The organism is Acidovorax sp. (assembly GCF_016783915.1).
Classification (GTDB): domain Bacteria; phylum Pseudomonadota; class Gammaproteobacteria; order Burkholderiales; family Burkholderiaceae_C; genus Acidovorax.
Map to the genome: position 1 here is coordinate 24,459 of NZ_JADHVT010000036.1, position 12,296 is coordinate 36,754.

Sequence of the window (12,296 nt, forward strand, 5' to 3'; positions counted from 1 at the left end):
GAGCCCGTACTAGATCAGGCCGCTGGTGCGCAGCGCTGACTCGACCACAGCCTCGTTGCTGCTGGCCAGGGGCGTCATGGGCAGGCGCATGGTGCCACCACACAGGCCCATGCGGGACATGGCCCACTTGACCGGGATGGGGTTGGCCTCGACAAACAGGTGCTTGTGCACCGGCATCAGCTGGAACTGGATCTGCATCGCGCGTTGCACGTTGCCGGCCAGTGCCGCCACGCACAGCTCGTGCATCAGACGCGGGGCCACGTTGGCCGTCACGCTGATGTTGCCGTGGCCACCGCACAGCATCAGGGCCACTGCGGTCGGGTCGTCGCCCGAGTACACGCCAAAGCCTTTTGGGACGTCACGGATGAGCCACTGGGCACGCTCGATGTTGCCGGTGGCTTCCTTGATGCCGATCACGCCGGGCACCTGGGCCAGGCGCAGCACGGTGTCGTGCTGCATATCGGCCACCGAGCGGCCAGGCACGTTGTACAGCACGATGGGCAGGTCGCCCGTGGCTTCTGCAATGGCCTTGAAATGCTGGTACTGGCCCTCTTGGGTGGGCTTGTTGTAGTAGGGCACGACCTGCAGCTGGCTGTCGGCACCCACGCCGCGCGCGAACTTGGCCAGCTCAATGGCTTCGGCGGTGGAGTTGGCGCCGCAGCCTGCCATGATGGGCACGCGCTTGGCGGCCTGTTCTACGGCCACGCGGATGATTTCGCAGTGTTCTTCCACGTTCACCGTGGGGGACTCGCCCGTGGTGCCCACCACGCCGATGCAGTCGGTGCCTTCGGCGATGTGCCAGTCGATCAGTTTGCGCAAGGTGGGGTAGTCCACGCTACCGTCCTCATGCATGGGGGTGACGAGGGCGACGATGCTGCCGGTGAGTGGCACGGAAGAAGAGGTCATGTCCGCAGTGGTAAACGGTAAAAGGGCATTCTAACTAGCCCCGGTAGACAAAAGATGTCGTGAGGGTCCACCCGCCTGCGGGAGTTCCCGTACAGCCGTGATACGTTGCACGAAACGCGCGGGTTCGTCGATGAAGCCGTCCTCATAGGCCACCACGCGCAAGTCCTTGCACACGTGCAGCAGTTCGCCGGGCGCCAGCAGGAACTCCGCTCTTGCCGGGCGCCCCACGGTTTCGTTACCCTGGGCGAACGTTTCATAGACCAGCACCCCGCCCGCCGCCACGCTGGCGACAATGGTGGGCAGCAGTGGGCGCCATAGGTAGTTGGTGACAACCACGCCGCCAAACTGGCGACCTGCAAAAGGCCAGGGGCCGTTCTCGATGTCGGCCAGCACCATCTCGCCCAGCCCCTCACGGGCTGTAATGGCCTCGGCCGACCGGTCCACCCCCACCATGTTGTGCCCCAGTGCGCGCAGGTAGCGCAGGTGGCGGCCCGCACCGCAGGCCACGTCCAGCACGGTGCTGTGGGGGGCGATCAGGTGGCTCCAGCGCCGCACCCATTCCGAAGGGGCTTCCGTACCGTGCATAGAACTATAAAAATGATAGCTGCTGGAGCATGATTGACTAGCGCCTGCTGCCAAAAACCTTCAAAAGCCTGCTGGGTATGTCAAAAACACGCCCACATCTGGTCGGCCAGCATCACCATGAACTCGGGCACGGTGTACAAGCCGAACACCACCAGGCACAGAAGCACGGCCACGGCACCACCCAGCCAGCGCAGGGCGCGGGGCGCGGGTTTGCGGGGCGGGGTGGTGTGGCTCATGCAGTGGGGGCAACGGGTCAGGCGGGTTGTGGGGTGTTGCGCGCGATCGGGCTTTCCTTGACCGGCAGGTTCACCAGCCCGGCAAAAATGCCCAGGCCGATGGCGATGTACCAGACGATATCGTAGCTGCCGGTGGCGTCATACAGATAGCCCCCCAGCCAGACGCCCAGGAAGCTGCCGATCTGGTGGCTGAAGAACACAAAGCCGCCCAGCATGGACAGGTGCTGCACCCCAAAGATCTGGGCAATGGTGGCGTTGGTCGGCGGCACGGTGGACAGCCACAGCGCGCCCATCACCGCCGAGAACACGTACACCGACAGCGGTGACAGTGGAACCAGCAGGAAGATGCTGATCGCCACCGCGCGGGCGAAGTAGATGAACGCAAGGATGTGGCGCTTGGGCATGCGCTGGCCCAGCGTGCCGGCGATGTAGGTGCCGAACACATTGAACAGCCCGATCAGCGCCAGCGCATAGCTGGCCACCTGCGGCGACAGGCCATGGTCCTTGAGGTAGCTGGGCATGTGCACCCCAATGAACACCACCTGGAAGCCGCACACAAAGTAGCCCGCCATCAACAGGTTGAAGCTGGGGTATCGGAACGCCTCACCCAGCGCCTGCATGATGGTCTGCTCGCGCTTGGCCGGGGCTGCACCCTTGAAGCCCGGCTCGCGCAGGCCAAAGGCCAGCGGCACGATCAGCAGCACGGCCATCGACAGAGCCAGCAGGGCCTGCTGCCAGCCCAGGCCCGCAATCAGCCAGCCTTCGACCGGCACCATCAGGAACTGCCCGAACGAACCCGCCGCCGCTGCCACGCCCATGGCCCATGAGCGTTTTTCGGGCGCAATCTGCCGCCCCAGCACACCATAGATCACGGCATAGGTGGTGCCCGCCTGTGCGGCACCAATCAGCACCCCGGCCGTCAGTGCAAACAGTGTGGGCGTGGGCGACAGCGCCATGCCCGCCAGTCCCAGGCCGTACAGGGCCGCCCCGCCGATCAACACGCGGAAGGCCCCGTACCGGTCGGCCACCATGCCCGCAAAAATCCCGATCAGGCCCCAGGACAGGTTCTGGATGGCAATGGCCAGTGCGAACGACTGGCGGGTCCAGCCCATTTCCTGGGTGATGGGCAGGAGCCACAGCCCGAACCCGTGGCGGATGCCCATGGACAGGGTCACGACGGCCGCGCCGCACGCCAGCACCTGGAACATGGATAGTTTCGGAGGATTCATATGCATGCGCAGGAATGTAGCCAGATTGTGTGAAACGCGCTGATACACCTGCGACCAATACAGTTGGCGGTGGGGGCGGCAAGAACACCGAGGTTGGCGCAGAGGTTGGGAGGGCTGGTTATTTATCCAGCTATTGCTGCGGTGCCGCACTACAATCCGCCCCATGGCAGCCAAACCCTCTTCCGTTTCCGCGAGCGAATACTCCGAAGGCTCAATCCGCGTGCTCAAGGGCCTGGAGCCCGTCAAGCAGCGCCCGGGCATGTACACCCGCACCGACAACCCCCTGCACATCATCCAGGAGGTGTTGGACAACGCTGCGGACGAGGCCTTGGCCGGCTACGGCAAGAAGATCCGCATCACCTTGCATGCCGATGGCTCGGTCAGTGTCGAGGACGATGGCCGTGGTATCCCGTTCGGCCTGCACCCCGAGGAAAACGCGCCGGTGATCGAGCTGGTCTTCACCCGCCTGCATGCGGGTGGCAAGTTCGACAAGGGCAAGGGCGGTGCCTACAGCTTCTCGGGCGGCCTGCACGGCGTGGGCGTGTCGGTGACGAATGCGCTGGCCACCCGGCTGGAGGCCACCAGCTACCGCGAAGGCAAGGCGGCGCGCCTGGTGTTCTCCGCCGGTGACGTGATCGAGCCTTTGGTCTCCCGCCCGCTGGAGGCGGGCGAGCGCAAGCAGGGCACCTCGGTGCGCGTGTGGCCCGACGCCAAGTATTTCGAATCCAGTGCCCTGCCCATGGGCGAGCTGACCCATCTGCTGCGCAGCAAGGCCGTGCTCATGCCCGGCGTGACGGTGCAGCTGGTGAACGAAAAGACCCGCGACACGCAGACCTGGCAGTACAAGGGCGGCCTGCGGGACTACCTGATGCAGACGCTCACCGGCGACCCGGTCATCCCGCTGTTTGAAGGCGAGGGTTTTGCCGACAGCGGCAACGAGAGCTTTGCCGAGGGCGAAGGGGCGGCCTGGGCGGTGGCCTTCACCGAAGACGGCCAGCCCATGCGCGAGAGCTACGTCAACCTGATCCCCACCAGCGCGGGTGGCACCCACGAAAGTGGCCTGCGCGATGGTTTGTTCAACGCGGTCAAGAGCTTTATCGAACTGCACAGCCTGTTGCCCAAGGGCGTGAAGCTGCTGCCCGAGGACGTGTTTGCGCGCGCCAGCTATGTCCTCTCAGCCAAGGTGCTGGACCCGCAGTTCCAGGGCCAGATCAAGGAGCGCCTGAACTCGCGCGACGCCGTGCGCCTGGTCAGCGGCTTCGTACGCCCGGCGCTGGAGCTGTGGTTGAACCAGCACGTTGATTACGGCAAGAAGCTGGCCGAGCTGGCTATCAAGGCCGCGCAGACGCGCCAGAAGGCGGGCCAGAAGGTCGAAAAACGCAAGGGTTCGGGCGTGGCTGTGCTGCCGGGCAAGCTCACCGATTGCGAAAGCAAGGACATTGCCCACAACGAAGTCTTCCTGGTCGAGGGCGACTCGGCCGGCGGCAGCGCCAAGATGGGCCGCGACAAGGAAAGCCAGGCCATCCTGCCGCTGCGGGGCAAGGTGCTCAACACCTGGGAGGTGGAGCGCGACCGCCTGTTTGCCAACAACGAAATCCACGACATCTCGGTGGCCATCGGCGTGGACCCGCATGGGCCCAACGACACGCCCGACCTCTCGGGCCTGCGTTACGGCAAGATCTGCATCCTGTCAGATGCCGACGTGGACGGCTCGCACATCCAGGTGCTGTTGCTCACGCTGTTCTTTCGCCACTTCCCCAAGCTCATCGAGACCGGCCACATCTACGTGGCGCGCCCGCCGCTGTTCCGCGTGGATGTACCCGCGCGCGGCAAGAAGCCTGCGGCCAAGATGTATGCGCTGGACGAAGGTGAGCTCACGGCCATCCTCGACAAGTGCGCCAAGGACGGCGTGCCAAAAGAGAAGTGCCAGATCAGCCGCTTCAAGGGCTTGGGCGAGATGAACGCGGAACAACTGTGGGAAACCACCCTCAACCCCGACACCCGCCGCCTGCTGCCCGTGCAACTGGGGGATGTGGACTTTGCTGCCACCGAAGGCCTCATCACCAAGCTCATGGGCAAGGGCGAGGCCGCTGCGCGCCGCGAGTTGATGGAGCTGCATGGCGATGCGGTCGAGATCGATATCTGACGGGCTGAGCCACAGGCGCCCACGCTGCTTGTCATGACATCACTTCGAAAAGTCGGCCGCTTGCGCTGGTACTTATTGGGTTGTTTGCTCTGTTTTTTGCAGCAAACTGCCCATGCAGACCTGTGGGCGCATGTGGACGAGCGCGGCGTGACGCACTTTGCGGCCGAGCAGGTCGATGCGCGCTACCAGCTGTTTTTTCGCGGCAGCGACTTCGACTCCACCCGTGATGCGCCTGCCAATGCGTCCCCCATGCCCTACGCGTTGCCCGCAGCGGGTGCACGCCTGCTGGCCTTTTTTGACATTGCGCCTGACTACAAGCGTGTCAAGCACCACCTGCGCGCTGCGTCCAGCCAACATGGCGTGGACTACGAGCTGCTGCAGGCCGTGATCGCCACCGAATCCGGCTTTGACGCCGCCGCCGTGTCGCCCAAAGGCGCCGTGGGCCTGATGCAGGTCATGCCCGCCACGGCCAGCCGTTTTGGTGTGAATGCGGACAAGAAGCGCTCGGTCGAGCAAAAGCTCGCCGACCCCGCCGTGAACGTACCCACCGGCACCCGTTACCTGCGCCACCTGCTGGACCTGTTCCCTGGCCGCATGGATCTGGCCGTGGCCGCCTACAACGCCGGCGAAGGCGCGGTGCAAAAGGCGGGCAACCAGATTCCGGCTTTCAAGGAAACCCAGAACTATGTCCGCACCGTGCTGGGCCTGTATGCCCAGCTCAAGCCCCCGGCGCCGGTGCTGGCCCAGCGTGCGCTGCCCGGTCGCGTGCGGATGGAGCTGTCGGGCGGCGCGCAGAACCGGGGCAACCTGCCGCCCACCCGCGTGGCGCAGACACCCACCGCTCCCCAGAACGTGAATCCAGAAACTGTACCCAACGAATGAGCGACCAACCCACTCTCGATTTCACCACCGCAGGCGATGACGGGGGCGACTCCCTGGGCCTGGCGGGCTATGCCCAGCGTGCCTACCTTGAATACGCGCTTTCGGTCGTCAAGGGCCGCGCGCTGCCCGATGTGTGCGACGGCCTCAAGCCCGTGCAGCGGCGCATTCTGTATTCGATGGACCGCATGGGCCTGGGCTACAGCGGCCCTACGCGCAACACCGCCGCCAAGCCGGTCAAAAGCGCCCGCGTGGTGGGCGATGTGCTGGGCCGTTTCCACCCGCACGGCGACCAGTCGGCGTACGACGCGCTGGTGCGCATGGCGCAGGACTTTGCCCAGCGCTACCCGCTCATCGACGGCCAGGGCAACTTCGGCAGCCGCGACGGTGATGGTGCGGCTGCCATGCGTTACACCGAAGCGCGCCTTTCGCGCATCACCAGCCTGCTGCTCGACGAGATCGATGAAGGCACGGTCGATTTCATGCCCAACTACGACGGCAGCACCGAGGAGCCGCGCCAGTTGCCCGCGCGCCTGCCGTTTGCGCTGCTTAACGGCGCTAGCGGCATTGCCGTGGGCCTGGCCACCGAAATCCCCAGCCACAACCTGCGCGAGATTGCCGACGCCTGCATCGTGCTCATCAAGACGCCCTCTCTGAGCCAGGACGACCTGCTGGCCCTGGTGCCCGGCCCGGACTACCCCGGTGGCGGCCAGATCATCAGCAGTGCGGGCGACATTGCTGACGCCTACCGCACCGGCCGTGGCAGCCTCAAGGTGCGCGCGCGCTGGAAGATCGAAGAACTGGCCCGTGGCCAATGGCAGCTGGTGGTCAATGAGCTGCCGCCTGGCGTGAGCACGCAGCGCGTGCTCGAAGAGATCGAGGAAATCACCAACCCCCAGGTCAAGGCCGGCAAGAAGGCGCTGAGTCAGGACCAGACCCAGCTCAAGGCCAGCATGCTGGCCGTGCTGGACGTGGTGCGCGACGAATCGAGCAAAGACGCGCCCGTGCGCCTGGTTTTCGAGCCCAAGACGGGCAAGACCCCGCAGCAGGAGCTGATCACCGCGCTGCTGGCCCACACCAGCCTGGAGACCTCCGCCCCCATCAACCTCACCATGGTGGGGCTCGATGGCAAGCCTGTGCAAAAGTCGCTGCGCGTGATGCTGGAAGAGTGGATTGCCTTCCGCCAGACCACCATCACCCGCCGCAGCCAGCACCGGCTGGACAAGGTGCTGGACCGCATCCACATCCTCGAAGGGCGGCAGACCGTGCTGCTCAACATCGACGAGGTGATCGCCATCATCCGTGCGGCCGAGGAGCCCAAGGCCGCGCTCATCGCGCGCTTCAACCTCAGCGACCGGCAGGCCGAGGACATCCTTGAAATCCGCCTGCGCCAGCTCGCGCGGCTCGAAGCCATCAAGATCGAGCAGGAGCTGAAAGAACTGCGCGAAAGCCAGGGCAAGCTCGAAGACATCCTGAACAACCCCGGCTCGCTGCGCCGCACCATGGTCAAGGAGATCGAGGCCGACGCCAAGACCTTTGCCGACGCGCGCCGCACCCTCATCCAGGCCGAGAAAAAGGCCGTGGCCGAAGTGAAGGTGGTGGACGAGCCTGTGACCGTGGTCGTCTCGCAAAAAGGCTGGGTGCGCGCCCGCACCGGCCATGGCCACGAGGCCGCCAGCTTTGCCTTCAAGGCCGGTGACGGGCTGTACGGCACGTTCGAGTGCCGTACGGTCGATACCTTGCTGGCTTTTGGCAGCAACGGCCGTGTTTACTCGGTGGCCGTGTCGCTGCTGCCTGGCGCACGTGGCGACGGCCAGCCGGTGACCACGCTCATCGAGCTGGAATCGGGCACGCAACTGCTGCACTATTTTGCGGGCCCTGCCAACGCCACGCTGCTGTTGTCCAACTCGGGCGGCTACGGCTTTTTGGCGGCGGTGGAGAACATGGTTTCGCGCCAAAAGGGTGGCAAGGCCTTTCTCACGCTGGGCGAGGGCGAAACCGTGTGTGTGCCGTCGCATGCTGCGGGCACCACGGGCAGCAAGCCGGTGCCGCCCGCCACGCACGTGGCCTGCGCCTCCACCGGCGGGCGCATCCTGACCTTCGAGATCACCGAGCTGAAAACCATGGCCAATGGCGGCCGGGGGCTGATGCTGATTGACCTGGAGGACAAGGACCAGCTCGCGGGCGCGGCGGCCTACACGCGCAGCATTCGCCTCGACGGCATTGGCCGGGGCGGCAAGCAGCGCGATGAGACGCTGGAGATCCGCAGCCTGAACAACGCCCGCGCTGCACGTGGCCGCAAGGGCAAGGCCGCAGACCTGGGCTTCAAGCCCACGACAGTGACGCGCGTCGAGTAGTCGCCTCCGGCTCGGGGCCCGGTCGTCCGCCCAGTGCGGCGCCGATGTCCGCCCGGCACCCAGCGCGCGGCGCCGAGGGCGGGCGCCGTGCAGCAAGGGCGCCAAGGTGAGGCCCGTGCCGGACAAGGGCAGACCCTGATGCCGAGGCGGGGTGTTTGTGCGATGGTGAAAAAAAGAGCAACATCTGTACGCAAACACAACGCTTCAGGAGACATCCATGCCCAAACAATTTCGGATGGCGCACAAACTCTGGCTGGCAGTGGTGCTCATTGTGGTGCTGCTGGCCGCCGTGGTGGGGTTCTCTGGCTACCGGTCGGCCAAAGTGCAAGCCGAGGCCGATGCGGTGGCCAAGGACATGGAGGCTCGCGTGCAGGCCGCGATCCGCTGGTCGGGGCTGACCGAAACCAACGCGGCGCGTACCCAGGCGCTCATCGTCAGTGGCGACGCAGCGGTGGAGGCCGAGTTCAAGGACGTGATTGCCGCCACCACGGCGCAGATCAGCGAGGTGCAAAAGTCGCTGGAGGCCATGGCCCTGTCCGACGCCGACAAGGCGCAGATGGTCAAGATCGCCGAAGCCCGCAAGGCCATGATCGACTTGCGCGGCCAGGCCCGCAAGTTAAAGGCGGATGGGCAGCAGGACCAGGCCATTGCGGTGGTCAAGCAGTCGTACAACCCGGCCGTGGCCACTTACCTGCAAGTCCTGCGCGACTTTGTGCAGCAGCAGCAACAGAACGCGGCTGCCAGGCAGCAGGAGATGGCAGCCTCACGCATGCTCACCGTCAAGATCGCAGCGGTGGCCGTGGGCCTGCTGCTGCTGGCCATCATCGTGGGGGCGTATTACCTGATCGGCAGCATCCAGCGGCCATTGGCCCAGGCCAATGGACTGGCTGAACGCATTGCGGGTGGCGACCTGAGCCTGCAGGAGTCCGTTACGCGCAGCGACGAGTTTGGCGACCTGTTGCGCTCGCTTTATGCCATGAGCAATGCGCTGGGGCGCATGGTGCACCAGGTGCGCCAAAGTACGGACAGCATTGCCATTGCCAGTGCAGAAATCGCAACCGGAAACCAGGACCTGTCGGCCCGCACCGAGCAGACCTCCAGCAACCTGCAGGAGACGGCCGCCGCGATGGAGGAGTTCACCAGCACCATCCAGCAAAGCGAGGGCAGCGCTCAGCAGGCCAGCAGCCTGGCAGCGGGTGCCACCGGCGTCGCGCGCCGGGGCGGCGAGGTGGTGACCCAGGTGGTGGCCACCATGGAGGACATCAACCACAGCAGCAAGAAGATTGCGGACATCATCGGCGTGATTGACGGCATTGCTTTCCAGACCAACATCCTGGCGCTCAATGCGGCCGTGGAGGCCGCACGGGCTGGGGAGCAAGGGCGCGGCTTTGCCGTGGTGGCCAGCGAGGTGCGCAGCCTCGCGCAGCGCAGTGCCGAGGCGGCCAAAGAGATCAAGCAACTTATCAGCGCGTCGGTGGAGAAGGTGGAGACCGGCTCGCGCCTGGTGTCCGACGCGGGAACCACCATGACCGACATCGTGCAGTCTGTGCAGCGCGTGACCGACATGATCGGCGAGATCACTGCCGCATCGTCCGAGCAGAGCGCGGGGGTGTCGCAGGTCAACAAGGCGATCAGCAACCTGGACCAGATGACCCAGCAGAACGCTGCGCTGGTGGAAGAAAGCGCTGCGGCAGCGCAGAGTCTGCGCGAGCAGGCCGATCATCTGGCACGCGAGGTGTCCATGTTCAAGGTGAACGCCGCCAGCTACGGGCCTGCGCAGGCTGCCATTGGTGTCGCACGCGGTGCGGCCAAGGCAACCACATCCGCCATGTCTGCCACCCGCAACAAGCCCGCAGCGGCCACCACCGGGGGCGGTGCCCCTGCAGCCCGCATCAGCACTGCGAGTGCCCCGGCGGCACTGGCGAAATCGCCTTCATCATCGCCAGGCGTGAAGCAAGGTGCCAAGCACGGTGCCACGGCCGGGGCGGAAGAGGACTGGGAATCTTTCTGACACGCTGAGGTAGGTGCCCCCGGCTGCCGCAGGCCCAGGCGGCGGGCCACTGCACTGCACAGGCAACAAAAAACCCATGGCAGTGGTGCCATGGGTTTTTTGCTGGGGCGCGCGGTCTGTCAGGCCAGTTCGGCGATCAGTTCAATCTCCACGCACGCGCCCATGGGGATCTGCGCCACGCCGAAGGCACTGCGGGCATGCACGCCCTTTTCGCCAAACACCTGGCCCAGCAGTTCGCTGGCGCCATTGGTCACCAGGTGCTGCTCGGTGAAATCGCCCGTGGAGTTCACCAGGCTCATGACCTTGACGATGCGCTTTACGCGGTTCAGGTCGCCGCCACAGGCGGCCTGCAGTGTGCCCATCAGGTCGATGGCCACGGCGCGAGCGGCCTGCTTGCCTTCTTCGGTGCTGATGTCACGGCCAAACTGCGCTGCCCAGGGCTTGCCGTCCTTGCGAGCGATGTGGCCGCTCAAGAACACCAGGTTGCCTGTCTGCACATAGGGCACGTAGGCGGCGGCGGGCACCGACACGGGTGGCAGTGTGATGTTGAGTTCTTTCAGCTTGTCATAAACGCTCATGGTGGTCCTCGTTAGGAAGGGCGGGGTGAATGGAGGAGGGCGGGCTGGTGTGCAGGCCGCCGGGCGCGGTAAGTGTTACACAGCGCCTTGCCCTCGCACCCGCGTGGCAGGCCCCAGCAGCGCATTAGCATCAGTGCATGTCCGCCATAAGCGCCCCTAATGCCGCGCCGCTGCCCACCACCGGCCACGGGGTGGACCTGCCCTTGCCCCCGCGCCCTTGGCTGCTGCCAGCCGTGTTGCTGGGTGTGGTGGCGGGGGCCGGGCTACAGCTGCAGCAGCCCACGCTGTGGCCCGCTGCGGCCTATGGATGGCTGCTGGGGGCCGGCTTGCTGCTGGGTGGTTGCGCAGTGGCTGCGGCAAGGCTGCGCCCAGGGCAGCGCTGGGCCCACTGGGCTATCGCCATCGCGCCCTGGCTGGTGTTGCTGGCGGGTGCGCTTGCCATGGCGGGTGGCACCGGCCTGCGGGCGGTGGCCTACCAGGCGCAGGCATTGCCAGCGGCCCTGGAGGGCAAGGACCTGCGCATCACCGGCATGGTGGCTGCCATGCCGCAGATCAACGAGGCAGGCACCCGTTGGCGCATGGCGGTGGAGGCGGCGACGCTGCAGGGCGCGGCCGTGTCATTGCCGCCGCTGGTGGATGTGGCCTGGTATGGCGGCGCCTTCGGCGGTGCGGGCGAGGTGCTGGATTTGCAGCGCCAGCCAGCCCCGGTGCGTGCGGGCGAGCGATGGCAGATCACTGTGCGCCTGAAGGCACCCCATGGCCTGCGCAACCCGCACGGTTTTGACTACGAACTGTGGATGTGGGAGCAGGGCGTGCAGGCCACTGGCTATGTGCGCGCAGGTCCCAAGGACGAGCCTCCGGTGCGTGTAGATGCCACTTGGCAGCACCCGGTGGAGCAACTGCGCCAGCGGGTGCGCGACGCCATCATGGAGCGCCTGGTGTTTGGGCGGGATGGGCCGGAGGGCGACACCGCCGACCCCACCCGCGCGCGCACGGCGGGGGTGGTGGCTGCGCTAGTCACCGGCGACCAGCGCGCCATCGACCGCGCGGACTGGGATGTGTTCCGTACCACCGGGGTGGCCCACCTCATGAGCATTTCGGGCCTGCATATCACGCTGTTTGCCTGGCTGGCGGCGCTGGCTGTGCGGGCGCTGTGGCGGCGCTCGCCCCGGTTGAGCCTGGCGGTACCGGCGCCCTCGGCCGCGCTGTTGGCGGGTGTGCTGCTGGCCGCTGCCTACGCCCTGTTCAGCGGCTGGGGCGTGCCCGCGCAGCGCACGGTGACCATGCTGGCCATTGTGGGGCTGCTGCAGTGGAGCGGTCGCCGCTGGCCCTGGCCCCAGGTGTGGCTGCTGGCCTGCGGGGCCGTGGT

Annotated in this window: 10 protein-coding genes; 5 read left to right on the forward strand and 5 right to left on the reverse strand. The window is 66.0% G+C overall.

Features of this window, described 5'->3' with window-relative positions; genetic code table 11:
* Positions 1 to 9: 9 nt before the first annotated feature.
* The 4 genes from dapA to ISS20_RS09630 all read right to left on the reverse strand — a co-directional run bounded on the left by dapA (position 10) and on the right by ISS20_RS09630 (position 2,962).
* A complete protein-coding gene (dapA, locus tag ISS20_RS09615; RefSeq protein ID WP_291436018.1) occupies positions 10 to 906 on the reverse strand; it encodes a 4-hydroxy-tetrahydrodipicolinate synthase in 897 nt (298 codons plus the stop codon).
* Positions 907 to 936: 30 nt separating this feature from the next.
* Positions 937 to 1,491 (reverse strand): class I SAM-dependent methyltransferase, encoded by a 555-nt coding sequence (locus ISS20_RS09620; RefSeq protein WP_291436020.1) that lies wholly within the window; start codon positions 1,489 to 1,491, stop codon positions 937 to 939.
* An 80-nt stretch (positions 1,492 to 1,571) separates the two neighbouring features.
* A complete protein-coding gene (locus tag ISS20_RS09625) occupies positions 1,572 to 1,727 on the reverse strand; it encodes a hypothetical protein (RefSeq protein ID WP_291436022.1) in 156 nt (51 codons plus the stop codon).
* Between the two features lie 17 nt (positions 1,728 to 1,744).
* Positions 1,745 to 2,962, reverse strand: coding sequence for an MFS transporter (locus tag ISS20_RS09630; RefSeq protein WP_291436024.1), 1,218 nt, complete (start codon positions 2,960 to 2,962; stop codon positions 1,745 to 1,747).
* Between the two features lie 157 nt (positions 2,963 to 3,119).
* Between ISS20_RS09630 and ISS20_RS09635 the strand changes: the two genes are divergently transcribed.
* The 4 genes from ISS20_RS09635 to ISS20_RS09650 all read left to right on the forward strand — a co-directional run bounded on the left by ISS20_RS09635 (position 3,120) and on the right by ISS20_RS09650 (position 10,349).
* A complete protein-coding gene (locus ISS20_RS09635) occupies positions 3,120 to 5,102 on the forward strand; it encodes a DNA topoisomerase IV subunit B (RefSeq protein WP_291436026.1) in 1,983 nt (660 codons plus the stop codon).
* Between the two features lie 33 nt (positions 5,103 to 5,135).
* Positions 5,136 to 5,984: a lytic transglycosylase domain-containing protein gene (locus ISS20_RS09640; protein WP_291436028.1), complete on the forward strand. Its 849-nt coding sequence runs from the start codon at positions 5,136 to 5,138 to the stop codon at positions 5,982 to 5,984.
* Positions 5,981 to 8,338, forward strand: a complete 2,358-nt coding sequence (gene parC / locus ISS20_RS09645) for a DNA topoisomerase IV subunit A (RefSeq protein WP_291436029.1) — start codon at positions 5,981 to 5,983, stop codon at positions 8,336 to 8,338. The genes ISS20_RS09640 and parC overlap by 4 nt, the downstream gene beginning before the upstream one ends.
* 217 nt (positions 8,339 to 8,555) lie before the next feature.
* A complete protein-coding gene (locus ISS20_RS09650) occupies positions 8,556 to 10,349 on the forward strand; it encodes a methyl-accepting chemotaxis protein (protein WP_291436031.1) in 1,794 nt (597 codons plus the stop codon).
* Positions 10,350 to 10,468: 119 nt separating this feature from the next.
* Here ISS20_RS09650 and ISS20_RS09655 read toward each other — a convergent pair whose 3' ends face one another.
* Positions 10,469 to 10,927, reverse strand: a complete 459-nt coding sequence (locus tag ISS20_RS09655; RefSeq protein ID WP_291436033.1) for a RidA family protein — start codon at positions 10,925 to 10,927, stop codon at positions 10,469 to 10,471.
* Between the two features lie 137 nt (positions 10,928 to 11,064).
* On the opposite strand from ISS20_RS09655, the gene ISS20_RS09660 reads away from it, so the two are divergent.
* A partial coding sequence (locus tag ISS20_RS09660; protein ID WP_291436035.1) for a ComEC/Rec2 family competence protein occupies positions 11,065 to 12,296 on the forward strand: 1,232 nt, incomplete at its 3' end.